The sequence below is a fragment of the Candidatus Scalindua japonica genome, assembly GCF_002443295.1.
GTDB classification, from domain to species: Bacteria; Planctomycetota; Brocadiia; order Brocadiales; family Scalinduaceae; genus Scalindua; species Scalindua japonica.
In genome coordinates, this window is sequence record NZ_BAOS01000001.1 from 262,303 (window position 1) to 288,345 (window position 26,043).

Annotated in this window: 26 protein-coding genes; 19 read left to right on the forward strand and 7 right to left on the reverse strand. The window is 38.4% G+C overall.

From position 1 onward, the window contains the following. Window positions 1–36: 36 nt before the first annotated feature. From SCALIN_RS00985 to SCALIN_RS01030, 11 genes are all read left to right on the forward strand, one after another. The gene (locus SCALIN_RS00985; protein WP_096892400.1) at window positions 37–1,044 is read left to right on the forward strand and encodes an AIR synthase family protein; all 1,008 of its coding nucleotides are present in this window, start codon (window positions 37–39) and stop codon (window positions 1,042–1,044) included. Window positions 1,045–1,222: 178 nt separating this feature from the next. After that, entirely contained in the window at window positions 1,223–2,218 is a 996-nt protein-coding gene (hflK, locus tag SCALIN_RS00990; RefSeq protein WP_096892401.1) for an FtsH protease activity modulator HflK, read from the forward strand. After that, window positions 2,215–3,168, forward strand: a complete 954-nt coding sequence (hflC, locus tag SCALIN_RS00995; RefSeq protein WP_096892402.1) for a protease modulator HflC — start codon at window positions 2,215–2,217, stop codon at window positions 3,166–3,168. The genes hflK and hflC overlap by 4 nt, the downstream gene beginning before the upstream one ends. A 258-nt stretch (window positions 3,169–3,426) precedes the next feature. Then, entirely contained in the window at window positions 3,427–4,788 is a 1,362-nt protein-coding gene (locus tag SCALIN_RS01000; protein ID WP_096892403.1) for a TonB C-terminal domain-containing protein, read from the forward strand. Between the two features lie 12 nt (window positions 4,789–4,800). Next, the gene (locus tag SCALIN_RS01005; RefSeq protein WP_096892404.1) at window positions 4,801–5,436 is read left to right on the forward strand and encodes a MotA/TolQ/ExbB proton channel family protein; all 636 of its coding nucleotides are present in this window, start codon (window positions 4,801–4,803) and stop codon (window positions 5,434–5,436) included. A gap of 2 nt (window positions 5,437–5,438) precedes the next feature. After that, window positions 5,439–5,840, forward strand: coding sequence for an ExbD/TolR family protein (locus SCALIN_RS01010; RefSeq protein ID WP_096892405.1), 402 nt, complete (start codon window positions 5,439–5,441; stop codon window positions 5,838–5,840). An 88-nt stretch (window positions 5,841–5,928) separates the two neighbouring features. After that, window positions 5,929–6,717 (forward strand): nucleoside triphosphate pyrophosphohydrolase, encoded by a 789-nt coding sequence (gene mazG / locus SCALIN_RS01015; RefSeq protein WP_230406530.1) that lies wholly within the window; start codon window positions 5,929–5,931, stop codon window positions 6,715–6,717. 821 nt (window positions 6,718–7,538) lie between these two features. Next, window positions 7,539–8,906, forward strand: a complete 1,368-nt coding sequence (locus tag SCALIN_RS01020; RefSeq protein ID WP_230406531.1) for an ammonium transporter — start codon at window positions 7,539–7,541, stop codon at window positions 8,904–8,906. Between the two features lie 675 nt (window positions 8,907–9,581). Further along, window positions 9,582–9,947: a hypothetical protein gene (locus SCALIN_RS21545; RefSeq protein WP_133111574.1), complete on the forward strand. Its 366-nt coding sequence runs from the start codon at window positions 9,582–9,584 to the stop codon at window positions 9,945–9,947. A 268-nt stretch (window positions 9,948–10,215) separates the two neighbouring features. Further along, window positions 10,216–10,554, forward strand: coding sequence for a P-II family nitrogen regulator (locus SCALIN_RS01025; protein ID WP_096892407.1), 339 nt, complete (start codon window positions 10,216–10,218; stop codon window positions 10,552–10,554). Between the two features lie 97 nt (window positions 10,555–10,651). Next, the gene (locus SCALIN_RS01030) at window positions 10,652–11,983 is read left to right on the forward strand and encodes an ammonium transporter (protein ID WP_096892408.1); all 1,332 of its coding nucleotides are present in this window, start codon (window positions 10,652–10,654) and stop codon (window positions 11,981–11,983) included. Between the two features lie 600 nt (window positions 11,984–12,583). On the opposite strand, the gene SCALIN_RS01040 is transcribed toward SCALIN_RS01030, so the two are convergent. The 6 genes from SCALIN_RS01040 to SCALIN_RS01065 form a co-directional block, all read right to left on the reverse strand. After that, the gene (locus SCALIN_RS01040; protein WP_096892410.1) at window positions 12,584–13,399 is read right to left on the reverse strand and encodes a serine/threonine protein kinase; all 816 of its coding nucleotides are present in this window, start codon (window positions 13,397–13,399) and stop codon (window positions 12,584–12,586) included. 23 nt (window positions 13,400–13,422) lie between these two features. Beyond that, window positions 13,423–14,775 (reverse strand): ammonium transporter, encoded by a 1,353-nt coding sequence (locus SCALIN_RS01045; protein WP_096892458.1) that lies wholly within the window; start codon window positions 14,773–14,775, stop codon window positions 13,423–13,425. A gap of 219 nt (window positions 14,776–14,994) precedes the next feature. Further along, window positions 14,995–15,333 (reverse strand): P-II family nitrogen regulator, encoded by a 339-nt coding sequence (locus tag SCALIN_RS01050; RefSeq protein ID WP_096892411.1) that lies wholly within the window; start codon window positions 15,331–15,333, stop codon window positions 14,995–14,997. A gap of 80 nt (window positions 15,334–15,413) precedes the next feature. Beyond that, window positions 15,414–16,964, reverse strand: coding sequence for an ammonium transporter (locus SCALIN_RS01055; protein ID WP_096892412.1), 1,551 nt, complete (start codon window positions 16,962–16,964; stop codon window positions 15,414–15,416). Between the two features lie 279 nt (window positions 16,965–17,243). Further along, the gene (locus SCALIN_RS01060) at window positions 17,244–18,164 is read right to left on the reverse strand and encodes a metallophosphoesterase family protein (RefSeq protein ID WP_096892413.1); all 921 of its coding nucleotides are present in this window, start codon (window positions 18,162–18,164) and stop codon (window positions 17,244–17,246) included. 9 nt (window positions 18,165–18,173) lie between these two features. Beyond that, window positions 18,174–18,995 carry a serine/threonine protein kinase gene (locus tag SCALIN_RS01065; protein WP_096892414.1) on the reverse strand — a complete coding sequence of 274 codons (822 nt, stop codon included), beginning with the start codon at window positions 18,993–18,995 and terminating at the stop codon, window positions 18,174–18,176. Window positions 18,996–19,358: 363 nt separating this feature from the next. Between SCALIN_RS01065 and SCALIN_RS01070 the strand changes: the two genes are divergently transcribed. Further along, window positions 19,359–20,273, forward strand: a complete 915-nt coding sequence (locus tag SCALIN_RS01070; protein ID WP_096892415.1) for a metallophosphoesterase family protein — start codon at window positions 19,359–19,361, stop codon at window positions 20,271–20,273. 360 nt (window positions 20,274–20,633) lie between these two features. Then, the gene (locus SCALIN_RS01075; RefSeq protein WP_162532091.1) at window positions 20,634–21,770 is read left to right on the forward strand and encodes a phospholipase D-like domain-containing protein; all 1,137 of its coding nucleotides are present in this window, start codon (window positions 20,634–20,636) and stop codon (window positions 21,768–21,770) included. Window positions 21,771–21,902: 132 nt separating this feature from the next. Here the strand turns inward: SCALIN_RS01075 and SCALIN_RS21885 are convergent, their stop codons facing one another. Beyond that, entirely contained in the window at window positions 21,903–22,049 is a 147-nt protein-coding gene (locus SCALIN_RS21885) for a hypothetical protein (protein ID WP_162532075.1), read from the reverse strand. On the opposite strand from SCALIN_RS21885, the gene SCALIN_RS01080 reads away from it, so the two are divergent. The 6 genes from SCALIN_RS01080 (at window position 22,020) to SCALIN_RS01105 (ending at window position 26,015) form a co-directional block, all read left to right on the forward strand. After that, window positions 22,020–22,568 carry an SLC13 family permease gene (locus SCALIN_RS01080; RefSeq protein WP_162532092.1) on the forward strand — a complete coding sequence of 183 codons (549 nt, stop codon included), beginning with the start codon at window positions 22,020–22,022 and terminating at the stop codon, window positions 22,566–22,568. The two genes, SCALIN_RS21885 and SCALIN_RS01080, sit on opposite strands and share 30 nt — an antisense overlap. Before the next feature lie 170 nt (window positions 22,569–22,738). Then, window positions 22,739–23,134: a translation initiation factor eIF-2B alpha/beta/delta subunit family protein gene (locus SCALIN_RS01085; RefSeq protein WP_162532093.1), complete on the forward strand. Its 396-nt coding sequence runs from the start codon at window positions 22,739–22,741 to the stop codon at window positions 23,132–23,134. Between the two features lie 364 nt (window positions 23,135–23,498). Further along, window positions 23,499–23,888 (forward strand): hypothetical protein, encoded by a 390-nt coding sequence (locus tag SCALIN_RS01090; RefSeq protein ID WP_133111576.1) that lies wholly within the window; start codon window positions 23,499–23,501, stop codon window positions 23,886–23,888. Between the two features lie 49 nt (window positions 23,889–23,937). Continuing rightward, a complete protein-coding gene (locus SCALIN_RS01095) occupies window positions 23,938–24,312 on the forward strand; it encodes a response regulator (protein ID WP_096892420.1) in 375 nt (124 codons plus the stop codon). 39 nt (window positions 24,313–24,351) lie between these two features. Beyond that, window positions 24,352–25,590 (forward strand): SDR family oxidoreductase, encoded by a 1,239-nt coding sequence (locus SCALIN_RS01100; RefSeq protein WP_096892421.1) that lies wholly within the window; start codon window positions 24,352–24,354, stop codon window positions 25,588–25,590. 5 nt (window positions 25,591–25,595) lie between these two features. Then, window positions 25,596–26,015, forward strand: a complete 420-nt coding sequence (locus SCALIN_RS01105; RefSeq protein WP_096892422.1) for an SCP2 sterol-binding domain-containing protein — start codon at window positions 25,596–25,598, stop codon at window positions 26,013–26,015. The last annotated feature ends 28 nt before the right edge of the window (window positions 26,016–26,043 follow it).

A 26,043-nucleotide genomic window follows, 5' to 3' on the forward strand; every position in this document is an offset into this window, starting at 1 on the left:
CAATTTCATAATTCTTGAATACCTTAATTAAAGACAATGAATACATTTCAAGTTGGCAAGTTAAATACCAAATTTCTGGATGAACTGATAGGCAGTATTGGGGAAAATGACCCAAGGGTTATTGTAGGACCGAAAGTCGGTGAAGATGCTGCCGTAATAGATTTTGGCGATAAATATCTTGTTTCAACAACCGATCCAATAACCTTTACATCCCATAAGATAGGGTGGTACATGGTTAATGTAAACGCAAATGATATCGCGACAATGGGAGGGGTTCCAAAGTGGCTACTTACGTCTATCTTTCTGCCGGAAAATAAAACGGACAGCGCATTAGTTAAGGAAATATTTTACGATATTGAAAAAGCTGCGGAAGAGCTGGGCATTGTTGTTTGTGGTGGACATACAGAAATAACTCAAGGTTTGGATCGTCCAATCGTTTCCGGGAATATGCTTGGCGAAGTAGATAAGGATAACTTAGTGACAAATTCTCGTGCCAGGGCAGGAGATCAGATTATATTGACCAAGGGTATTGCAATTGAAGGAATGGCACTCCTTGCGAGAGAAAGAGAAAAAGAGTTATCCGGGAAATTTGGCAATTTATTTGTCGAAAAGGTCGGTAACTTTTTGCTTGATCCGGGGATCAGCGTTGTCAAAGAAGCGCATATTGTTAATCAAGTGGCTGATATTCGCGCGATGCATGATCCAACGGAAGGTGGTCTGGCAGCCGGATTGAGAGAACTTGCAAGTGTTTCGAACACGGGTGTACTGGTGTATGAGGAGAAGATCCGGTATTTAGAGGAAACAAGGATATTGTGTTCTGAGTATAATCTTGATCCATTGGGTGTGATTGCCTCAGGTGCATTGTTAATAGTAGCAGGCCCTGATGATAAAGACGCGGTGATAAGCGAGCTTGTACAAAATGATATAGAGTGTTCTGTGATAGGTAAATTGACTGATAAGGAGTACGGGTTGAAAATAATAGTTGATGGAACTCCGAGAGAGTTGCCTTATTTTGAGGTGGATGAAATTACAAAGGTTATCTAGTTCTTCAAAGTTTCAAGCCTGGTTACCGCTATCCCGTATGGTTATTATTCGCTTGACACATAGAGGTGTTGTTTGTAGAATTGCCAAAATCGGTATATTGTGGTTATTTAGTTGTAGTATTGCATGCCTAACCAATTGTTAGCTTGATATTTAGGTGGTCTTGTATGAAAGATAAATTATGAATGGATACGGTGATCAACCCGAATTCAGGTTTGATAAAATACAATTTGATCCTTTTAAGAAGTATATAATTCCAATAGCCTTTGTTATAGGTATTATCATACTTGGGTATTCTTCAATATTTACGGTTAAGGCAAACCAGGAAGCGACAATATTGAGGTTTGGTAAGTATATGGAGACTGTTGGACCCGGATTGCATTTTAAACTGCCTTTTGGTGTTGACAGGGTATATGCAGGTGAAGTTAAGCGTATATATAATGAAGAATTTGGTTACAGGACTCTTCGTTCCGGCAGGGAGAGCATGATTGATTATAATTTCAGGGGTGCAAGTGAAGTTTCTCTTATGTTGACTGGAGATAGAAATTGTGCTGTGGTGCATTGGGTCGTAAGATATAAGATAAAAAATCTGAAAGATTTTCTTTTTAATGTTCGAAATGTAAAAAGTACTATCAGAGATGTTTCTGAAGCAGTCATGCGGAGAATCGTAGGTAACAGGTCTATTGATGAGGTGTTGACTATTGGAAGAAGGGGAATAGAGGGTGTTGCAGAGAAGGAAATAGAGTCATTTCTGGATAGTTACGGCTGTGGAATTGATATACAAGTTGTCAACCTGAAGGGTGTTAACCCGCCAGAGCAGGTTAAAGACGCATTTGACGCTGTTAATAAAGCGGTACAGTTGAGGGACCAGATTACAAACGAGGCCGAAGGTAAGAAGAACAAGGTAATACCGGCAGCAATGGGAAAGAAGGAACAGGCAATTAGAGAGGCTGAAGGGTATAAGATAAAGAGAATTAACGAGGCTACTGGAGATACTAAGGCGTTTCTTGCTGTCTGGAGAGAGTATGAGAAGGCAAAGGACGTAACAAGGAGGAGGCTTTACCTTGAAACCATGGAAAAGGCGATTCCGAAGTGTGATGAAGTGTATATAATCGATAAAGACCAGAAAGGGATTTTACCAATACTCAAACTGGGAGAGAGTAAGGTGTTGAAATGACGCAAAAATCACAGGCATTTATAACAATAGCTATAATTACGATAGTCGTTATTATTATCATAGTCAGTAGCTCTTTTTATGTAGTTGATATTAAATCACAATGCGTAATCACCCAATTTGGAAGGCCTGTTAAGGTTGTACAAAAACCGGGGTTAAATGTAAAAACACCTTTTATTCAAAAAGCGAAATTTTTTGAAAAGCGCATTATAGAGTGGGATGGAGAGCCCAGTGATATCCTGACAAGAGATAAGGAAAATATCGGTATTAATACCTGGGCCCGTTGGAGAATTGTTGACCCTTTAAAATTCTATACCTCATTAGGGACGGAAAGCAGGGGGCAGGGTGTGTTGGATGAAGTTATAGAATCATCCGTTAAAAATATTGTAAGCTCGTATCCGTTAAATGAGATTCTCAGGAACACGAATCGGAAACTCGAATATACAACAGTAGAGTTGGAAAAGGCAGAAATGGACAAAAAAGTCCGAGTTTCTCATGGAAGATCCAGTTTGGTCGGTGAAATAAATAAAATGGCAAATGAAGGGTTGCGTGAAAGATATGGTATGGAACTGGTTGATGTCAGGATAAAGCATGTTAATTATGTTCCGGCGGTTATTCCTAAAATATTTGACAGGATGCGTTCAGAAAGAATAAGGATTGCAAGTAAATATGAATCTGAAGGCAGGAGAGAAGAGGCTGAGATTTTGGGGTATATGAAAAAGGAGTTGGAGAAGATAGAATCTGAAGGTTATAAAATAGCGGTTGAGACAAGAGGTGAAGCTGATGCTGAGGCAATCAGAATATACGCGGACGCTTACAAAAAAGCCCCTGAATTTTATTCCTTTACAAAGACTCTCGAAACATATGAAAAGACAATTGACGAAAATACCCGTTTGTATTTGAGCACAGATAGTGAATATTATAAATATATTAATGATTTTATAGAAAAGTAGGGCACTTCTGTAGGATTGCTATCGGGCATTATGTGGGTGATTATATATCAGTTAATGAGCACTTCATGCTAGAGTAAAAAAGTATTGTTATAGATGCAGTTTGATTTAAAATTTGATATACACATGCCTGGTCGTATTTCACACTTACCACCATTATATTTAACCTGCTGCTGACTGATATTTTGTCTGCGAAGTCGCAAATATTACTTACCACCTCATTGATATAAACGTAAATTATCTTCCGTTAGATAAAAATTAATGCGTCTAAAACCTCATTTTGTTTATGAAAATAAAACTATTTTTGTTTATTTTCTAACGATATCAGGAATAATACACCTGATTCTCATCTTTTCAACTTCTAGTATAAGTCATTTACTGAGACCGGTTCTTGATATTAACGATTATGGAACGAAGGACAGTAACTATGTTGTAGAGATAGACCTTGGATCCGATGAACAGAAAGAAGAAAAAGAAGAGCCGGTAGAAGAAGAAGAAGAAGAGATGGTAGAATCCGATGTACGTGAAGAGAAGAGAGATCTCTTTGTTGATACATCTGGAGAAACCGTTGATGAAGAACCACGGGCTGAGACTAATAAAATAGGAGAAAAAGGGTCTGTCGCGAGAGACAATTATACAGACGAAAATGATATAAACGATAAACCACGACTAGAGAGTGAAACTGTTTTTCCTGGAGAAGTTCCTGATGAGTTTGCGGCAACAGCGCCTCAAGTCTCAGGTTTGCCGGTTAATGTTGGTCTTGCTGAGCCGGTTACGGACGCGAATGAAGAGATTGCTGAGAAACAGGTTGAAGATGAAACCGTAGCCAGCATGCCTGAAGTCGATCAGAGAGAAGATCAATCTGATACCGATGCAGTTGAGGGGAGGGATCAGGTAGAAGAAGTGTCTGTCGTCGAGGATGCAGAGGTTGTTGAGCATGAAGAGGTGAGCTCTCAACCTCTGAGTAGTCTAGATACAAAACCGGTAGAGAATATTGAAAAGGTATATTCTGACGTATTTGATTCTGACGTTGTTGTATTTGAACCGGAATCAATAAAAAGAGATGATACAGATGCTGATGTGGGAGATAAAGAGGTTGTTGATCCTGTTGAAGAATATACAAAAACAGCATCTATTCCAAAAACAGTTATGAAGGAGCTGGTTAGCGGTAAGACGGAGAGTGTCGCGAGTAAGCCGCGGAAGCAATCGAAACCTCCTGAACGCCAGATAGAAAATGTGCCGACGGGTGATGATGCTCCATTCTTTGAAGATAATATATCAAATGCGCCAATGACCGGAGCTCCTTCATTTAATGTAAAAAAACACGAATATGCTCAATATTACAAACATATAAAAGATAAAATAAGGTTGTACTGGTTATTGCAGTATGGTACAGATGCATCTATTAATCAGGTAACCAGCGGTTACAAACCTATAGTTGTTACTTTTAAGGTGCTTCCTTCCGGTAAAATAATGAATGTTGAAATTGTGGACTCTGCTGGCAACGAGCTATTAGCTTCTAAAATTAGAAAGTCAATTCAGAACACGGCTTTAAATACATTTCCGGATTATATTAACGAAAAGCAAATAGATGTTAAATTTAGTTACTTTTTTTTTGATTAGGGAGGCGATATATTGGAATGGTTAGCGGGTGGTGGCCCATTAATGATACCATTATTTATCTGTTCGATTGTGGCTCTTGCCGTTATCTTAGAGCGTATGGTCAGCCTTCGTAGAGGGCGTATTATGAGGCCGGAACTTATCGAAGTAATTAGCGCGATCAGGGGTCCGGAAGATATTCAGATAATTTATAACAGATGTAATGTAATAAAGGGGCCATTTTCAAATATAATTAAACGTGCAATTTCAAATACGCATCTGTCAAGGGAAGAGAAAGTACTGGATATTCAGGCAACCGGCAGGCAGGAAGCACGTTCCCTGGAGAGAATGTTAGTAGTATTGGAAATTATTACTGCAATTACACCGCTTCTCGGGTTGCTCGGCACTGTGCTTGGTATGAGTCAGGTGTTTGACGTGATCTCAGAAGTAGGGTTAGGGCAGACAAAGGCATTTTCCGGTGGTATAGCACAGGCATTAAGAACAACCATAATCGGGCTGGGAGTAGCGATTCCGTCTTTAATCGCATACAGCAGTTTTGACAGGAAAGTAGATAACCTGATACTGGAGATGGAAAAATACTCAATGTTGCTTTTGAATAAAATCTATTCTGTTGATAAAGAGGGAAAAGCTATTGGTCCCGGCGCTAAGTAACCATGCAATTTCGAATAAAACGATACATAAAACCGGTAATAAATATTGCTTCGTTAGTGGACGTGCTTTTTCTGCTTTTAATATTCTTTATGGTAACTTCTGCATTTGTGGAACAGCCGAATATTAAATTAGAGCTGCCTGCTACAAGGCATTCTGAGGTTAGTAAGATTGACAGGGCAGTGTTAACTATAACTCGTGATGGGCAACTGTTTTTACATGATAAACCAATTGATAAGAATAGCCTTGAAAAAGAACTAAGAAGAATGATTTTGGACACGGGAGATGAAGTGTTGGTTTTAAAAGCCGATAAAATGGTGCTTTACGGAGATGTCGTTGACATCATGGATAGCGCTAAGGGGGCAGGTTTTAAGAAAGTAGTTGCTCCAACGATCATGCAGGAATAAGATTATTGATACAGAGGATTCTAAATTTGGCAGTGGCCAGCATTTGGTTTTTACCTAAGGCGTAATTGCACAGGAAGGAGTATAGGGTTTGTTGGGTAGTAATTTTAAGGATTTAGTAGAATTAATGGAAACACTCAGGGGTAAAGACGGATGTCCCTGGGATCAGGAGCAGACGCATGAATCTTTGAAATCGTGTTTGATCGAAGAGGTTTATGAGATTGTTGATGCGGTAGACTCAAAAGATTCTGATCAATTAAAAGAAGAACTCGCGGATCTGTTTTTTTTAATAATCTTTTATTGTAAAATTGCAGATGACAGTAATAATTTTGATATCAATAATATGTTAGAAGCCTGTTTAGAGAAAATGACAAGAAGGCATCCTCATGTTTTTGGTGATAAGACGGCGAGAAATGCAAGTGAGGCATTGGGCCAATGGAATGAAATAAAGAAAAAAGAACGAGAGACAAAACAAAATGGTGGTAACGATAATAAATCAATAGTTGATAATGTGCCAAACCATATGCCCGCATTGCAAAAGGCACAGAAAATTCAAAAAAAAGTTGCGCGTGTAGGCTTCGATTGGGAAGTAATTGAGGACGTAATAGCAAAGGTCCATGAAGAGTTAGAGGAGGTCAAAGAAGCAATCAGTAGTGAGAAAAAAGAGTTGATTGCTGAAGAGATAGGTGATTTGTTGTTTGCGGTAGTAAATCTCTCGAGGTTTCTCAAATTAGATTCGGAAGATTTACTGCGAAAAAGTATATCTAAATTTACAGGCAGGTTTAAAAAAGTAGAAATGCGGGTTGCTGCTTTAGGAAAAAATATAGAAGAGTGTTCATTGAAAGAGTTGGATGCCATTTGGAATGAAATAAAGAGTTGATTTGTTCCAGGATTCTTAAGTGTGGGCTTGCGGCAATGGTTTCGAAACCACTGAATCAGATGATAGTGATTGTCATTGCTTTCTGATAAATTGAAACAGAGTCTGTCGATTTTATTCGCATAATTTTGTTGACTTTATAGGGGAAACTACAATATAATCCCCAAAAATACAGGTACTTACTAATTGTTTGACTGAATATGAAGTTACGCTGTGGTGGTCAATGATAGATGGTCATTTCATGGTGCAGCAAGTAATAATCCTGATGTGCTTTGAACGGCTTATTTCTTCCTGAGAGGCTGTTTTGTGCCAGCAATAAGTGAGTGTTTGCTATCATAATAAACACGATAGTTATTAAGTAAGGTATTGTATAAAATGGTGTTACAAGTGTTGTTTGTTCTGTCTTGAGTTTTGGTATATATGTTGCAATATATCACTAATTCGTTTCTTCATATAGTTTTATATTAGTAGTTTAGGGTTGTTAGATACTTTATTTCATACACGTTTGTAACCAGATATGCAAATTCTTAACCTAACTACATGCCAAGAGAAATATTCCTTCCACACAATGTTGTCATTAATTTTCGTTGTGCTGAAAAAAATATCTACTTTTAGTGAGCTTGGCAAATATTGTAACAGGGAAGGGCTTTAGCGTTTGTCACTGTTCGATGCCTCTCAGTGTGATGTTGTAACATGTCCAACTGGCAGGCTGTAGAAGGGTACCGATGAATCAGAATTGTTTGTCTTTTACTTTATTTATATCTAGCAAAAAGTAATGGGAAATAGAAAGGGGGAAAGTATATATGCGTTTTAAGCAGAAAAATGTGATTTGGTTTCTGTTAATTTTGGTTGCTGCTGTTTTCCTGATGTGTGGCGTTTCGAATGCTGCTGATCCAACAGGGGATAAAACTTTTGCATTGGACATCAGGGGCATAAGCATGTCCAATAACTTTACTTGGATTCTTATTTGTGGTTTTGTTATATGGTTTATGCAGGTAGGTTTTGTCTTGTTAGGGGGCTTATTGCCTGCCAAGAATGCGCTGAACTACATGACTCACTGTTTTATCGCCACTACTCTTGGTGTTATCATTTACTGGTTCGTTGGTTTTGGAATCATGTTTGGTGGGTTTGAGTTTCTGGGGCATCATGTGGGAAAAGGTAATCAGTTCATTGGCTTGAGTGGTTTTATGTTGTTAGGTGATGCATACGACGTTAGAGTGATTCTGCTGTTTATATTCCAGGCTGTTGTGGCAACATTTATAGGCAGTATAATTGCAGGTGCAGTTGCTGAAAGAATGAAGCTCTGTTCTTATATTCTTATGTTTTTCTTCGTATATATATTCATATATCCGGTATATGGACATTGGGTATGGGGAGAAGGTTGGTTGTGGGAACTGCCTTACGGTGCTGGTTTGAGAGACTTTGCTGGGTCTGGAGTAGTGCATGCAATTGGTGGAACAATCGGGTTTGTCGGCGCTGCATTTCTGGGGCCTAGAGCCGGCAGGTATAATGAGGATGGTTCATCAAATACAATACCAGGCCATAATGTCGGTTATATGATTGTTGGAACAATACTCCTTGCATTTGGTTGGCTGTTTTATGATGCGGGAAGTACGTTGGCTGCAGGTGATTTGAGAATGTCAGTTGTTGCTGCTAATACAGCTCTTTCCGGATCAATTGGTGCTGTTACCGTTCTTTTCCTCACTTATCTGTTATCAGGACATACTGATGTTGGTGAGGCGTGTAATGGTGCTTTGGCCGGGTTTGTTGCTATTTCTGCCGGATGTGCTTATGTTGCGCCTTGGGCCGCAGTTGTAATCGGATTTCTTGGGGCTGTGCTCTACTTGATTTCATTCTGGGTTATCGGAAATAAATTTAAGGTTGATGATCCGCTGGGCGCATGTTCTGTTCACGGTGCAAACGGTTTCTGGGGGTTGATTGCTCTGGGTATCTTTGCTGATGGTTCATATGGTGGAGTGTATGGGGTGATAACAGGACATTATGGGCAGTTAGTATCGCAGATCATTGGCGCAGCAGTTGCGTTTGCGTGGGCAGGTATAATGGCTTTCATATTGTTTAAATTGATCGGTGGTAAAAACAGCAAATCAAAGATGAGAGTGTCTGAAGAGGTTGAAAAAGATGGACTGGACATTCATATTCATGGTACGGCGTGTTACCCTGAACAGCAATAGGATGTTATAAGTACTTAAAAAAATAATAGCCACCTGCTACACAAGGCGGGTGGCTATTATTGTAGTTTCTGGTCAGCAGAAGTCGTGTTTTAATGATAATTAAGATGTGAATCACTTTCAGTTTGACCAATGGTTGCACTGTCTACTCTTTGCTTAATAAGATTTTTTTTTCGACATACATACCCACTTACATACCTTAGCGTTTTAGCCGTTTCATAATTATTGGTGTTGTGCTGCAGAAAAGAATACTGTTGCTTTTTTACATTAAATAATAATGCGGGAAACCGCATCGCTTCTTAATAGAATAATATTAATATATTGCATTTTTTTAACTATGACGTTAATTAATGTTGATATGGTAAATAATATTACTTTTGATTTAATTTTCACTGTCAGTTATAGGTGTAATTATCGCTTGAAATAAGGTGTGGCGGTTTTGCGAACGGCATATATAAGCCATAATTACAAGATGTTCATAACGGTGCATATGGAGCATTTATATTTGTAATGTATTGTTATGATGTGGCTTAGGGACTTTGTAGTTTGTGGTAATTATTGTTTGGTATATGTATTGCTATATGTTTTCTTAATAATTTCTAGTTGTTGATCAGATGTTTATCATACATTTTATTTTTAAATCTTTTTGTGTAAGTAACTAATAGAATTGCTTTCATTATGGAATCGTTATCTAACTCAAAATCATTGACAAAAATTAACTCTTCAGAAAGTAGTAATGATCTGTTGATAGCAGGTTACAATAGTTTGTTGCTGAGTGCTAATAACAGGGTAGAAAGGGATTTCTCTCTATTATTGATAATTTATGTCGACTATTTTTGTATTTCTGTATTACATTTTTTTCTAAAAGGCTTGCGGGGTTTTGGAAATAGCGACTTTAGTAAAAGGTCGAATGTTGTTTATATGCCAGTTGTTTTTTTTGTGGAGGATAAAGAATATATTTCCAGTCTGTCTTTCTTGAAGAAAGAGCAGTTAGGATTCAGTGGTTTATCAAGAAGCTCTTATCGTAAAACCGTGTTGCAATAGCTCTGCTGTGGTAACGCGGTTTTTTATTGTTTTTTTATAATGAGATCATGATGTATAGATTGTACTTGCTCTGAAAAAGTATAAATTTAATAATTTGAATGCCTGACAGCGTCTCAGACTCTAGACGTGTTATCTGGACTGGTTTATCGTATTGAGAGAAGAGGTGGGTCTTGTTTGTTGAAAGAAAGGGGGGAGCTTTAAATCGGTAGTTTGTTGTAATTAAAAATAAATATTTTATTATTTAGTGCTTTAATAGGAGGTAGCTGTAATGAAAAGAGTTGAAGCAATTATCAGGGATGAAAAATTAAGCGGTGCCAAGGAAGCATTAAAAGCCCTGGGTGTGGCTGGTATGACAGTTACGGAAGTAAAGGGACACGGTACTCAGAAAGGTGTTACTGAAGTGTATCGTGGCAGGCAGTATTCGGTAGATCTGCTGGCTAAAATTAAGATTGAAGCTGTTGTTGATGATAATGATGTAAAAAAGGTTACGGATGCTATTTGTGAAGTAGCAAGGACTGGTAGTATCGGAGACGGAAAAATATTTATTTCTAATATAGAAGACTGTATTCGAATAAGGACTGGTGAGTCGGGAGCAAAGGCAATTTAATAATTTTTATTTCACAAGTAATTTGCTGGTAATACGAATTATTTGTTAATGTAACTAATTAAACCAAAATATTTGATAGCAAAAGGAGGTTACGCGAATGAGAAAGTTTAGTTATATTTCTATTTTGATGATGGTCTTTATGGTGGTGGCATCCCAGACGGGATGGGCAGATGAAGCCACTCTTGATACAGGTGACAATGCCTGGATACTTACCTCTTCCGCCCTGGTGCTTCTTATGACACCTGGTCTGGCATTCTTTTATGGTGGAATGTGTTCCGTAAAAAATATCAATAATATGATCATGATGGTCTTTTTATGTATGGCCATAATCAGTGTTCAGTGGGTGTTCTGGGGATATACGCTCTCTTTTGGAACAGATCATGGAAGTTTTATCGGCGGCCTAGGAATGGCAGGTTTGCGTGGTATTACTCCGGATTCACTCTCCGGTACATTATCTGAATATACGTTTGTTGCGTTCCAGGCAACGTTTGCCATTATTACATTAGGTCTTATATTAGGCGCTGTTGAAGGGCGTATGAGATTTAGTGCATGCATGTTGTTTATCCCACTTTGGGCGACGGCCTGTTATGATCCGGTTTGCCACTGGGTTTGGGGTGGTGGTTGGTGTGGAAATATGGGAATACTTGATTTTGCCGGTGGTACAGTTGTTCATATAAATTCTGCTGCTGCAGCACTCGCACTATGTCTATTCCTTGGAAAACGTAAAAAATCAAACATAAGACCTCCCGCAAATGTTCCTATGATAGCGCTTGGCGCGGGACTTCTCTGGTTTGGTTGGTTTGGGTTTAATGCCGGTAGTGAGTTGGCTGCAGATGGCAGGGCGGCATTTGCCTGGGTTATTACTAATACTGCCGCTGCTACTGCCGCATTCACATGGATTGTATGCGAATGGATCCACCGCGGGAAACCAACACTACTTGGTATGGCATCCGGTGCAGTTGCGGGTCTGGTTTGTATAACTCCGGCAGCTGGGTTTGTCGGACCTCTCGGCGCAGTTCAGATGGGAATTATGGCTGGAGTAGGTTGCTATTTTGCTTGTGTGAAAATGAAAGCAGCTATCGGTTATGATGACGCATTAGACGTTGTTGGTGTGCACGGAGTCGGTGGAACTATAGGAGCATTCGCCACCGGGCTTTATTGTACAAAATTTGTTACAGGTCCTGATGGTGTTGACGGTTTGTTTATTGGCTGGAGTGCTGAAGGTTTCAACCAGTTAGGCTTACAGTGTGTAGGATTCCTGGCAACATGGGCCTACGCTTTTGCTGTTACTTGCATAATCTGCTTTATAGTTAAATATACAACAGGATTAAGGACAACTGAAGAAGCGGAGGATAAAGGCCTTGACCTGGCTCTTCATGCTGAAGCTGCTTACCACTTTGAAACGGAATCAACAGGTACATTGAAATAAGCAGGCCTTTGATTGAGTTGTTGTCAGTTATTAACCGTTGATATTTACCTGTGTAATTAAACTTGGTGGAATTGATGGGATTTAAAAGGCGCTGGCTTTTTTATATAGTCAGCGCCTTTTTTTATCAGAAAGAAATTTGAAGCCTCTCAGATTATAGTTACAGACAGGGCATTTCCTGATAAAGAGATACATAACAATTAGGAAAGTCGCCCACAACCCCGCAGTAAATAAAACAAGTATAATATCTGCAAAGTCCAGTTTATGAAGCCTCCTGGGTACTACAGTTTTTTCACAGTATGGACAGAATGTTTTTTCTGGGTTCCCTGTTGAGTATATTTTGCTCTTGTTTGATTCAGGAATGAATCTGCTGACGTTAAGATTGGTAAACTTAAGCGGCTTTAGTTTATTGCGTATTGAGACGTATTTTCCTGCTATAAAAAGCTCTATGCGAAATCCTCTTGGCTGTCTATATCTCAGAAGATTGTTTTCAAAAAAACATACGGGGTCTTTTGCAATTTTATTTAGGGTTTGTAATTTTGTGCCAATGTTGTTTATAAACATCTTAATATTCACAAACCTGTCAAGACGGAGGTAAATTCCTCATATACCAGATAACTCAGTTTTTAATTGCTCTACTGTTGCTATCCTGTTTGACGGATCTTCCTCCAGAAGCCCCAAAGTTATATCATTTAATTTTTGTGGAATAGCGTTATTAATTTCTATGGGAAGCTGGGTGGTTTGCGCTCTTACCTTCCCGGTTAACACTTCGAAAAGTATCAATCCCATAGTGTATAAATCAGTTTTGCCATCAATTTTTACCTCTTGCAGAACAGCTTTTTCACCCTTGTCATCGGTAACCTCTCTTAATAAGTCATTCATGCGTTTCTGTTCCGGTGATGCATATTCTACTGTCAATCCTTTAATGAGTTCACCTTCTTTTATTGAAAGTTCTAAGTCAATCAGGCCCACTACTCCAGTGGCTGAATTGAGGATCAGGTGGCCCGGTTTAATATCTGCATGGACATATCCTTTTGAATGGAGATATTGTAAAGGTTCGGCAGTGCTTACAAAATATTTGACTACATTTGCTATCTCGCTGGAATCAGGCACACCTTTATGTTTGTAATATTCTACTAGATCCTCACCTTCAAAATTTTGTAATACAATGTAATACTCTTTCAGGACGAGTTTGTCGTTTTCATACAATTCTCCTCTTCCTGTACCAGCCTCATATCGTTTCGGGACCTGCGGATGAGAAAAATTTTTCAATACATCATACTCGCGATCATAACTGTAAGTTGGTGAGTATTTCATTCCCCATTCACCGTTTCCCGGTTTAGTCAGTATTCCATAATTAGCCCTGTGACCGGGTCGGTATTTAAAATTTTCAAATTCATAATTTCCTATTTTATACATTTGAATCCTTTCGAATTACCTTATCAATTAAAGCCCGGATAGCATGGAATTCCGTGTTCATAAAGATCAATGCCGGTGTTCTCTTCACTTACCGGTACTCTTAGTCCGATTGTTTTCTTTATTATGTAGAACAGAATGAAGCCAAGTCCTAATGTCCATACCAAAAGGACAACACAACCAATAAACTGAGACAATAGTTGCCAGCCGGAACCCGTTATCAGTCCTTTAACGCCCAGATAAGAGCCATCAGCAAAAATACCGACAGAAAGTAACCCCCAAAGACCATTGGCCCCGTGTACGGAGATTGCTCCAACCGGATCGTCTATCCTGAGCTTATTCTCTACAAAGTGCAGACTTGCTTTTAAAATGAAGACAGCAATAATACCAATAACTACTGCAGCCCAATGTGAAACATATGCACCGGAGGCGGTTATAGCAACGCAACCAGCCAAAGTGCCATTACATGTCATTACTATGTCATATTTGCCGGTGTCATAATATGTGATGTACATAAGCGATACACCACCTGCACATGCAGCAAGAAATGTATTTGCCGCGATTATGGAAACCCTTAGATCGGTTGATCCTAAAGTGCTTCCCGCATTAAATCCGAACCATCCAAAAAGTAGAAACAGTGTGCCGAGGACAACGAAAGAAAGATTATGGCCATGAAACATGTTTGGTGTGCCATCAGGGTTGTACTTGCCAAATCTAGGGCCGACCATCCATGCTCCGACAAGAGCAATTAAGCCGCCTATTCCGTGGACTACGCCCGATCCCGCAAAATCCCTCAATCCGGAACCGAAAGGAAGATTAGCAAGCCAGCCTCCTCCCCAAACCCAGTGGCCATAAATAGGATATATTATTCCGGACAGTACAATACTGCATATAACATGTGCATTAAATTTGATTCGTTCAGCAACTGCACCTGCTACAATAGTGCAGGCTGCAGCAGAAAACATCATTTGAAATAACCATAACTGTGATGTTGAGAAATCAAATGAACCGAAAGAGAGAAAAAAACCGCTGAAGCCGACAAGCATATTACCTGCGTCAAGTCCCATGCCCAGGTGAGATCCTCCAAACATTAATGCAAAACCAAATGACCAGAAGATAATGCCGCCGACACAAAAATCCATAAAACTCATTGTCAGGTAATTCAATGTATTTTTCTTTTGAAGAAAACCTGCACCCAGAAAAGCAAAACCGGCCTGCATATTAAAGACAAGAAATCCGCACAACAATGTCCATGCAAGATCAATGGAAATCTTAACCCCGGTTATGTCTCTGACGTCTGAAGAATGTACTGAATAACTACTCGCAATATCAGAGGCTTCTGCTGAATGAAGTATGGTAAAAAACAGTAAGCTGCTCATAATAATAACAGGAGCCACAGTGTACCATCGTATTATTTGTCTTAATAATCTACATGTATTGTTTCTTTTAAACATTATATTCCATATTATATTTGAATCTAAAGGAGATCAGACCATCTCTAATCATTCTATTGCGTGAATAGAGTCAGCGCTGATCTCCTTAAATTCAGAGAACTGATTAACAATTAAACTCAGAAAATTACTTTGAGAATGGTTGTCTCAGATTGCAGTATCGCCCTGTTCACCAGTACGGATCCTGTACACATTAGAAATTTCAGAAACAAATATCTTTCCGTCTCCAATACTTCCGGTCTGTGATTCTTCAATAATGGTCTGAACCACTTGATCTACCGCATCATCTGAAACTACCAGCTCAATCTTTATCTTAGGCAGCAGGTCAACACGGTATCTCTTTCCTCTCCATACTTCACTGACACCTTTCTGGTTACCATGACCTTTCATTTCTGCAACAGACATTCCGCCATAACCCTTCTCTGTAAGAGCATCCTTGATGATGTCAAACTTTTCGGGACGGACTACCGCTTCTATCTTTTTCATAAAGTATACCTCCTTCAAACTAAAAATATTGCGTTGAAAAATTATTTAAAAAATAAAGTTTGATACAGCAGATATGTATCTTACTTTTTTGGTTTAGCATAGATCCATCTGCCAAGTTTATCAGAATAAATCTGTTCCCTGCTTGAATCTTTTGCCATTGATTCTTCCAGTATGGCCATGTCTCTGTGAACATTCTCCTCGATATCTACAGAGCCGAGTTGAGAAGTAAGTTCGTCTTGAGCAGGATAACATGGTGAGCCGTGTAGATGTATATCGACTCCTTCGAATTCAATAAGCTCAGACACACGCAGACCAAAGGTTAATTTTAGAACACCGAACAGAAGTGATCCACAGGCAAATGCCCATCCAATAGCAGCTGCAGCGCCAATAATCTGAGACTGGATCTGTCCACCTGAACCGGTGATTAAGCCACTCACACCTCCGTATGTACCGTCCGCGAAAATTCCAATTGCAAGCATGCCCCAGATACCGTTAGCGCCATGCACAGCAACTGCACCAAGAGGATCGTCAATCTTCAGCTTTGATTCAACAAATATTACCGTACCCCACATTATCGCTCCTGCCAGTATACCAATTGTCACGGCAGCCCAAGGTGGGACGTACGCGCAAGGTCCGGTTATTGCAACTAATCCGCCAAGTGCACCGTTACATACCATACCGAGGTCTATGAATCCAAATGCGATCCATGATACAAAAATTACCAGGGCGGCACCACCGGCAGCACCTAAGAATGTATTAGTCGCTACAACTGAAATTCTCAAGTCTGTTGCGCCAAGTGTACTTCCGGAATTAAAACCAAACCATCCAAATGCAAGAAGCAATGTACCGACAACTACCAGGGTAAGGTTATGACCTGGAATGGCATTGGCAGTTCCGTCAGGGTTAAATTTGTTTTTTCTAGGTCCAAGAAAGAACGCTCCAACCAGGGCAAGCATTCCACCCACAGTGTGCACTACTCCTGATCCCGCGAAATCTACACAGCCTGCGCCATACGGTAAGCTTGCGAGCCAGCCTCCGCCCCACATCCAGTGTCCATACACAGGATAGATTATGGCACATACAAAAACACTATAAACCACATAAGGCGCAAACTTCATACGTTCCGCAACAGCGCCAGCAATTATGGTAACCGCTTTAGTACAAAATACCATCTGGAATAGCCAGAGCATTACCGTTTGAACATCATAACTTCCACCGGCAAGGAAGAACCCACTCCACCCCATAAACCAGTTTCCTGATTCCAGTCCAGGGCCGGCCTGAGAGCCTCCAAACATAACAGCAAAGCCGCACATCCAGAAAAGCAACGCGCCAACAAAACCGTCTACGACACAGTGTCCCATATAGCCCAGCATATTTTTAGATTGCAGAAATCCACCGAGCAAAGCAAAACCCGCTTGCATCGAAAATACCAGGAATGCGGCGACAAGGGTCCATGTAAAATTAATAGAATATTTCAGGCCGTCAATACTATCGCTATAAGTGCTCTCACCACTCGGATCACCAGCAAATACTATTTTGGAACCAAAATATACCAGACATGATACGCTAACTAAAAAAAATACTAAGTTCAGCCATTTCCAACTGCCAGACTTCCTAAACAACAAGTTCATTTCCCCCTCCTTAATAAGGTAAAAAGTACACAAGTAATATAAGCGGCTAATCATCTGTAAAAGGCTGATTATACGCTAGATAAATACTTATGTTAATAAAAAAAATCACTACTTGAAATAATTTTTATTTATCAGTAAAGATTAAATTTCTTCACTGTTTATCAAGAAAATAATTCATCAAATCTTTCTTGATAGTGCGAAAATTGTTTACTCAGTATTGCAAATATATATCACTTTGATCTCCTTAAGAAAAAAATTCTTATAATAATTTACAAAAGTTCAAATCCCTTTTACTATTCGTTCTGCAAGGTCAAATGGAAGGGTTGCCTTAAGGACTTTCTTCTTTACAACCTCTGTATTATATGCTGCTTTTTTCAGAGAAGCTTGTTTTGCCATAGTATCGTAGATCATGTAAGATGCTTTTGGTGTACCGTCTCTTGGCTGTCCGACAGAACCTGGGTTAATATAGTAACGATGACCGGGTTTCAGTAAAACATCAAATGTTTCCAATCTCTCCATTGATTGTCTTTCAACCAGCATAAGCCTGTTGTCGAATTGATCTGTTGGGATAAAGACAGAAGCAGAAATATCTCTTTTTTGTTTAGTATATAAATATCCAGAAGGTTTGTGCGTATGGCCGGAAATTGTTATGCTTGAATGTAGTATGTCATAGTTCAAAGATGACGCATTCTTTACATACATATAACCTTGAGGGTATACCGGTGTACTGTGGACCAGTTCGATTCCGAATTTCCTTATTTTCTTTTTATACCATAAGGACTCAAGGAATCTGGCATTTGGTTTATGCAGGACCTTAGTTGTCCACTTTGCGGCGTTTCCTGCTGAAGCAGCCATTATGCTGCAGAGTGAAGGCTGGCCAATGACCTCTCTGTCATGATTGCCAGCTATTACATTAGCTTTTTTGCCCATCGAAAAAATATAATCGGTAATGTTTTTCTTTTCGGTATCATCAAGGTCTAATTCCTGTATGATCGTTTGAATCTCTTGTTTCAAAGCGGGTTTACCGTTCTTTAAAAACCTGATGATAGTACAACATTCATTGGGGCTTGGTCCATATCCGACAATATCACCAGGTATAAATATTCTATCTATCTTTTCGTTATTATTATAAAGATCAGAAAAGACTGAGGCCAGTGCTTCAAGGTTACTGTGTATATCTGATATGATTAAAAATTTCATTTTTCTGTATTATAGTAAAGATTCTAATGACTGTTTCAGCTGCATTGCCGTAGCCACTCTATTAGATGGATTTTCTTCCAATGTTGACATAATAATCTCTTCCAGTTTTGGAGGCATTGATTTATTAAATTCACTCGGGCGGATTTTCTTTTCGTGCCATTTTTGACCTGTCAATATTTCATAAAAAATTGAGCCCGTTGAATATATATCGGCCTTTCCGTCTATAGATAAAAAGAACGAAATTGCTTCCAGCGGTACATTTTCAGGTACTCCTCTAAGTTGTTCAACAAGGGTATGTTGCTCCGGAGAAGCATAATCCATACTAATCCCTTTTAAAACACCCGATTTTCTTATTGCAAGTTCGAAATCAATCAAATAAACTAAGCCTGTATCCGGTTCCAGTAGCAGGTGTCCGGGCTTTATATCGCAGTGTACAAACTCTTTTGAATGCAGATAATTTAACGGATTACAAACGCTTATGAAACATTTAATAACATCATCTACAGGAGGGAACCCCCCTGCTTTCATTTTATAATAATCGAGCAGATCAGTATTGCTTGTATGTTCGAGGACTATAAAGTGTTGTTTCAGCACAACTTTTTCGTCCTTATATAAAGTTTCCTGACCAAAATCATAAGCCTTGGGAATCTGTTTATGTTCTAATTGTTGCAAGACATAATACTCATCTTCAAAGCTCAGGTGGGGGCAATACTTGATACCCATGTTTTTAATATCTAAAGTATCATCTTCTTCTAATTTTGCATAATTTGACTTGTGCATATCTGCAACTGATTTGAATGAGTCAAATTTGTAGTCCTTTATAGTGTACATAATATTATAACTTGTTTCCGATTGATAATCGATTTAGTTAATACAATAATACGTAATAATCTGCAATTCATAAGAACTTTATTATTGACTGGATATCAAAGTGAAATGAGATCTGACTCTCAGCTATTTTCTTAACAATAATCGATTAATACCGTTGTGACAACATAAAAAATTATATAAAATCAATAGGTTGATGTTTTTTAACGTTTGCTATTACAATGTAGCAAGATGTATCGATATCACAGGTTAAGGTTTACCATTTACCTGGCGCGTTGTGCATATTATCCTGTTTTCATTTGTCGGATATCATACATTATCGAAGTAAAAAGACTAAATTGTTAACTCTATTTAAAAAGCAAGAATATGAGATTCCTTATTATATCAGATATCCACAGTAACCTGGAAGCACTGGCCGCTGTTTTTTCAGAACTTCACAATCAAAATGAACATATAGACCATGTTTTAACACTTGGTGACATTGTCGGCTACGGTGTAAACCCCAATGAATGTTGTACAATCATTAAATTTTTAAAGAGCGGAAAACCTGCTTTGAAAAAAGAAATAGAAAAAATAATTCAAAGTATTGACATAGCCGCTTCTGAAAAAGAGAATATAACTAAATATATTTTCTCTCTGGGCAAAAAAGCCACCGTTATTGCTGGTAACCACGATCAGCGGGTCATTGGTCTGCTAAATACGGTAATGGCTTCCTCAGCTGGTATATCAATAAATTGGACAAAAAAAATAATCCACGATGACAATATTCGTTTTCTTAAATCTCTATCACTCATAGAAAAGCTATCTAAATTCAAGATAGAGTTGGTCCACAGTACATCTAAATGTCCTCAAGATTATGTATATGTAATGAATTCGATCTTATTAAATTACAGTGTATTATATTCAAAAATAACATTTGCCGGACACACACATAAACCGGCAGCATATTTATACACTAAGCATAAAAGTGACGTACATGCTTCCGTGTTTATACCAGCAGACCAATTTGATAAAAAACTCATGCTGGCAGAACGAGGATCGGCAGATAGATTGGAAACATTCGATGTTTCCTTGAACCCCGGCCAGCGTTACTACATAAATCCAGGTTCCGTTGGTCAGCCACGAGACGGTTTTCCTATGGCTTCATACAAGATTTACGATACGGAAACAAAGAAAGTCTATATGGAAAAAGCAGAGTACGATATCGAAGGTGTCAGGAAAAAAATCCTTGATGCCGGACTCCCTTTCGATCTTGCTAACCGTATAGTGTCTGGAATTTGAAGTCATATTAAAACTTTGTTAAGTAGCAAAAAAAGTGCCAAGTGGCTAATTTAGTAGTGTGTAAACATTCAAAATAGATAATGATTTTTGTTTATGTTTTTTTAGGAGGTATTGCAAATAAGATATATGCATGTTTAAGATCTTTATATTAGAGTACTTGTAGCGCCAGCCGTGACATTTTCTTTGCTGAAATATTTTATGTATTTGATTTGATATATTATTTAATTTGTTTATTATTGAATTAATTATTGTCATAAGTTAAAAAATGCTGTCAGATTTCAGCCACAAATTACAAATTACTGGTTCCTGGATATGTTAGATAAAAGCCGTGTTATAGGGAAATTATTGAGAATATACTTTATGAATAGACAAGGATTTTTTAAAAAGGTTGATTTGATTATTGTTCTGTTGTTGTCATGCATAAGTGTTTTTACTGTGTTATTTGTTTCTAATTCAATTTATGCTGCGACTGAGGTGCTTTTCTCGCCGGGAGGGTCGATTAAAGACACAATAATAAAGAATATCAGTTTATCAAAAAACTCTATAGATGTTACGGCCTTTACGTTTACGGCAGGTGACATTGCGGAGGCGTTGTATCGGGCAAAAGAACGTGGAGTGAAGATCAGGGTGGTTATTGACCGGTCCCAAGAGGCAAAGTTCTATCCGGTGATAGAGTTTCTTAAGCAGGAACAATTTAATCTGCAATTTCTACAAGGTAATATCGGGGGCTCCATGAACAATGCATTTGCAATTTTTGATGATAAACTTCTTGTGACTGGCTCGTATACATGGACGGAATATTCTGAGAAATTCAACTATGAAAATGCGGTTTTTATTGATCAGCCCGATGTAGTAGGGAAATATAAAAAAGAGTTTGAGTCATTATATGATAAAAGTGTTGTGCAGGGAGCTGGCAGGTTTGAGGTGGTTGCTGCTGCTGCTGTATCAAATAAGATTAAGGATCCGGCAAAACATGGAAATGTGAGTAATAAGGGAGAAAATGTTGAAAACAGCACAACGTACAAAGATGATGTTGTCAAATTTGTTATAGGAAAAAATATTGAGCATTTAAATATCCCTGAAGATAAACATGAAAACAAAGTTGATAAACAGTTGCAAACTATTAAAGAACCATTAAAAAAGTTTGTTACTATCTCTTTCGATGAACTTGATGATAAATTAGGTAGTGGATGTACGCTCGAAAAATCTGAAAAGATTCGCCTCTGGAAAGATGAATTCGAAGGGAAATATATCAGATGGACAGGAAGAATCAGTTTTAGAGGATATGCTGTTTACGACTGGAATAAACTCGGCATAAGCCATAATAATGATAGTAACATAGATGTTAATCTCAGGTTTGATTATACGAAACAGAGAAAAGTAATGAAATTGAAAGTTGGTGATATCATAACTTATACTGGCAGATTGGTATCACTTAGTAGTGCATTCTCTTCCTATAGGGTTGAAGATGCGGATGTGCTACAAGTAATAAGATGATGACTGAATCATTCTCACCATGCCATTTCGTATAGCATGCTGTATGGAGAATAAAGTGACGCATCTGATTGTTCCAGCCCGTCGAAGGCAGCAATCTCTTTGAGTCTGGACATTAAAAAGAATAAAGGCGGATTAATTTACAGATTTTGCTTCTACCCTGCTTTTCCCACTCTCTTGTTCACATATCCCCGTTAAGCATAAAACGTTAAGATCGATAAGATATTTGTCTGCAAAAGCCTTGCCTGTCTCGTGATAGCCATTTGCCTGTTTATCACTCAAACCATAACCCGAATATCACCTGGTGTGGCGTCTGTTTTTGTAGCTATGCTACTTTTTGTAATATCAAAGGTTGATGTAGAGCAAATGCTTGAAGAGATCGAATGGGATACCCTGCTCTTTTTTTCAGGTCTCTTTGCTCTGGTTGGTGTGCTGGAAGAAAAGGGGGTGAGTGAATGGCTGGCTCATAATGTGTTTCTGCGGGCGGGTGATATTCCTTATTTTATTGTGTTAATGGTATTATGGGTGTCGGGTTTAACAGCCGGATTATTGAATAATATTCCTTTCACCATTGCCATGGTACCTATCGTGAAACTCATGCAGGAATCAAATCCAATTCCCAATAATATTCTCTGGTGGGCGTTGGTCCTTGGGACCTGTTTTGGAGGAAACCTGACAATACTTGGTGCTTCGGTTAATATCGTTACCGTAGGGATTGTAAAAAAATATAAGCATAATATCAGTTTTCTTGAATTTATGAGATCAGAAACCAGACTGTCAGGATCCTTAAAGAAAAAATAAAACTGTTTGAGTCAATGACGGAACAAGTCATCCTGGCTGGTCGGCAATACGTTCGGGATAATGACATTATTATTACCCATTCCGCTAGTACCGTTGTGAAACGCATTTTGATCGAAGCCAAAGAATAACTGAATCGTAAATTCTCAGTAATAATTCTCAAACAGGATTTTTTGAGGACAAAACAGATGATCAGCTGGCTGACGGAAGCAGGTATTGATCATACCATAGTGCCGGAATATTTCTTGAGTCTTCAACTTGAAAAAGCCACTAAAATGTTTATCGATGCAGTATCAGTTACTCATGACAAACAAGTGGTGGCTGTGGTGGGAACGGCAAATGTCGTCTCTTACTGCCATATTAACCATATACCGGTATACCTCTTTGTGAAGGCTCTACAACTTTCCCACCAACCCTTTACACGCCAGCATATCTATCTAAAAGTAGTAGATATGGTACAAGACAGTTGTGTTTATCCTCTAACCAAACACTCCCATGATCTGATAGACCTCAAACTTGTAGATAATTTAATTACTGAAAATGGTGAGGTAGGAATTGGAACCTTATAGAGCAAAGCCAATATGATTTTTGAATCTTCTATTGTGGCGCTTGAGGAAAGGAGGGGTTATTCCTTTTTGGTGTAACGTGTTGCTTCAAACAATAAGCATGTAAAATTTACATCTTAAACTATGTAAATTTTACATTATCCATTCCCATTAATGAGTATTCCATAATTCGTACCAAATATTAGTAGTTACTCTAAGTCCTTAATGAACAGATGCTTAAATGGGCCTGTTATATACAATCTTTTTCCGTTTTATATGCTTGGCATATCTCATGCTCTAGTTGTATACCACGTGAAAACCTGAAGTGTGTTGACAACGAATTCTGTTTTTCACTTCTTATGATAAAAAATTTTGAAAGGAAAGAGAGTTGGAGAAATTATTGATTTGTATCGCTATTATGATTTTATCTGCAGATCCGGTTTTCGCAGAGAGCGATCCTGGCAAGGTTAAAGACAATGTGGTTTCTGCTGAGAAGAACGAACAAAGAGAAGAAAGCGCTTTTTGCAATTTTAAGAATGGCATGAATAGTTGCCTGTTGAGTTTGGTGTATTCTACTATAAAGGTGAACATAGCGGTAATTGCCGGTGTCGTGGGAGGCGTGGCATATCCTTTAAGTTGCTTTAATAGTGGCGTATCAAAAAAAATATGGGATTCTTCAATGGGTGGCACATATCTCATCACTGAAGATATTCTTACGGGGAAAGAGAAGCCGGAGTTATTCTTTAAAAGAGAACGAGAGGAAGCTACTGGAAAATGATGTGTCTAATTAAAATTTTAAATGTTAATAATACTGCAAAATATACAAAATGCAAAAGGTTCTTATTTGTGATCCAGACAAGTTATTTAGATGGAATTTAAGATATGTGCTCGAATCAAAAGGCTTTGTTGTACAAGAAGCTTCCAGACCAGGTGAGGCAATAAAATATGTACTGAAAGAAGGATTTGCTGTTGTTGTCTTCAATCTGCAATCAGACGATTTAAACGGTGTGCAGATTTTCTCTGCTATAAAGGCGATTGATTATAAACTCCCGGTTATTATAGTTACAGACGGTGATGTGACATTATCTTCTGTCTCTTCTATAATTCATGAGTCATTTAGATTATTGCAAAAGCCGGTCGGCTATAATGAAATAGAAGAAGCTGTCCGTGATGCGATCCAGGTGAAAGTAAATAGTAAATGATATGTTTCAGTATGGGCAACGGGAAGGAATCAATTTAATATGGAGAAAAGAGAAAAAATAATTTTAGTAACAGGGTCAACTGGTTTTCTCGGTAGTGCTATTACGCAAAGACTTTTAGTTTCCGGTTGCAGGCTGAGATTGTTAATAAGAAAAAGAGATAACGATATTTCTCAAATCTCATTTGGTTGGGAAAGTTTGATTAAGGAGCGGATACTGGGAGATCAGTTTGACGATTACTCACAAGAACAATACAGAGTGGTTGGTGAACGATTCAATAATGATACATCACTTCAAGAATTGTTTTTTAGTAATGTAGAAATAATAGAGGGAGATATAACTTCCAGTAGTTTAGGATTAGAGAAACAAGAATACAGAAAGTTGTGTAATGAGGTAGAGGATGTCTTTCACTGTGCCGCAGTGACTCATTTCGAAATGCAGGGAGCTGATGAGCACATGGACGTTAATGTAAGAGGGACAGAAAACATGCTGCAGTTTGCTAATTCCGGTAAACAAAAGCGGTTTCATTATGTAAGTACCGCGTATGTGGCTGGCCAACAGAATTGCATCATTTACGAAAATGAGATGGTAAACGAGCCTCTATTTAATAATGAGTATGAAAGGAGTAAATTCGTTGCCGAGCGGCTTGTGATTGAGTATGCAAAAAGCAATGATATCCCATATACGATATACCGTCCGGGTATAATAGTAGGAGATTCTAAAACCGGGGCTACTTGTAGATTTGACAACCTATATCTTTTTGTGAAGGTGTTGTTCAATATAAAAAATTCTTTTATTAAGCGTAAAAGTGGAGATTTAAACAATATTACCATCAGGGTGCCTGGTGATCCTGATACCCTGATTAATCTTGTTCCTATCGATTATGTCGCTGATGCTATAGTTGTAATTTTAAAAAAGAGAGAGAGTATAGGGCAAATTTATCATATTACAAATCCAAATCCACCGCGACTCTGTGAATTAAGGGATTTGGTAATTACCCTCCTGAAAATCAAAGGTATGCATGTGGAGATTGATAGAGAACTTGAAAAGCAAAGCCTGAGTGCCGTAGAGAAATTGTTCCTTCGTCAGACAAGGTCTTATTACTCGTACCTTTTTAGCAGATTACGATTTGATGATTGCAACACTCAGGATGTTTTAAAAAGCACCGGTATTATTTGTCCTGTAATGACAACAGAATTAATCACTGTATTAATTGATTATGCTGTTTCTCATAATTGGGGAGAAGAAGAGCGAGCCGTGTTGCAAAACTTACATGTTTAGACAATATGATTGAGATAAAACCGGGTAATAGTAAAAAACGACCGAATATTGCAAATGGAATCACTCCGGTGGAGTATTTTGAGCAGTTGATTTTTCCACGTGTAAACCTATGCCCTTTACCCAAAATTGAGAGTCTTAATACTGTTATCAGGTTTGACATAGATGGTGACAGCGGTGGTAGTTGGACTATTAGAGTAGAATGTGGGCTCTTAAAACGTGTTGTAAGAAATTTTCCAGATACTGGATTGCTGATTAATGTATCGGGATTACGTCCGGTGTCAACATTTCAAATGGATAGTAAAACCTTTGTGTCTATTTTAAAGAGGGAGTTTACACCGCAAAATGCTTTTTTCAAGAGAAAGGTCAAGATATCAGGAGACATAATGATTGCCCTTAAGATGAATGTTCTTGTTAATTATTTATAGTGATCATTCCTTTCTTTAGAGAAGATTC

Coding starts and splice junctions, on each gene's coding strand:
- SCALIN_RS01105 (WP_096892422.1), top strand. CDS start 25,596: ATGATTGAGATAAAACCGGGTAATAGTAAAAAACGACCGAATATTGCA.
- SCALIN_RS01000 (WP_096892403.1), top strand. CDS start 3,427: ATGCGTCTAAAACCTCATTTTGTTTATGAAAATAAAACTATTTTTGTT.
- hflK (WP_096892401.1), top strand. CDS start 1,223: ATGAATGGATACGGTGATCAACCCGAATTCAGGTTTGATAAAATACAA.
- SCALIN_RS01025 (WP_096892407.1), top strand. CDS start 10,216: ATGAAAAGAGTTGAAGCAATTATCAGGGATGAAAAATTAAGCGGTGCC.
- SCALIN_RS01040 (WP_096892410.1), bottom strand. CDS start 13,399: ATGTATAAAATAGGAAATTATGAATTTGAAAATTTTAAATACCGACCC.
- SCALIN_RS01050 (WP_096892411.1), bottom strand. CDS start 15,333: ATGAAAAAGATAGAAGCGGTAGTCCGTCCCGAAAAGTTTGACATCATC.
- SCALIN_RS01070 (WP_096892415.1), top strand. CDS start 19,359: ATGAGATTCCTTATTATATCAGATATCCACAGTAACCTGGAAGCACTG.
- SCALIN_RS01100 (WP_096892421.1), top strand. CDS start 24,352: ATGGAGAAAAGAGAAAAAATAATTTTAGTAACAGGGTCAACTGGTTTT.
- SCALIN_RS01045 (WP_096892458.1), bottom strand. CDS start 14,775: ATGAGCAGCTTACTGTTTTTTACCATACTTCATTCAGCAGAAGCCTCT.
- SCALIN_RS01030 (WP_096892408.1), top strand. CDS start 10,652: ATGAGAAAGTTTAGTTATATTTCTATTTTGATGATGGTCTTTATGGTG.
- SCALIN_RS01055 (WP_096892412.1), bottom strand. CDS start 16,964: ATGAACTTGTTGTTTAGGAAGTCTGGCAGTTGGAAATGGCTGAACTTA.
- SCALIN_RS00985 (WP_096892400.1), top strand. CDS start 37: ATGAATACATTTCAAGTTGGCAAGTTAAATACCAAATTTCTGGATGAA.
- SCALIN_RS01010 (WP_096892405.1), top strand. CDS start 5,439: ATGCAATTTCGAATAAAACGATACATAAAACCGGTAATAAATATTGCT.
- SCALIN_RS01075 (WP_162532091.1), top strand. CDS start 20,634: ATGAATAGACAAGGATTTTTTAAAAAGGTTGATTTGATTATTGTTCTG.
- SCALIN_RS01065 (WP_096892414.1), bottom strand. CDS start 18,995: ATGTACACTATAAAGGACTACAAATTTGACTCATTCAAATCAGTTGCA.
- hflC (WP_096892402.1), top strand. CDS start 2,215: ATGACGCAAAAATCACAGGCATTTATAACAATAGCTATAATTACGATA.
- SCALIN_RS01060 (WP_096892413.1), bottom strand. CDS start 18,164: ATGAAATTTTTAATCATATCAGATATACACAGTAACCTTGAAGCACTG.
- SCALIN_RS21545 (WP_133111574.1), top strand. CDS start 9,582: ATGGAATCGTTATCTAACTCAAAATCATTGACAAAAATTAACTCTTCA.
- SCALIN_RS01095 (WP_096892420.1), top strand. CDS start 23,938: ATGCAAAAGGTTCTTATTTGTGATCCAGACAAGTTATTTAGATGGAAT.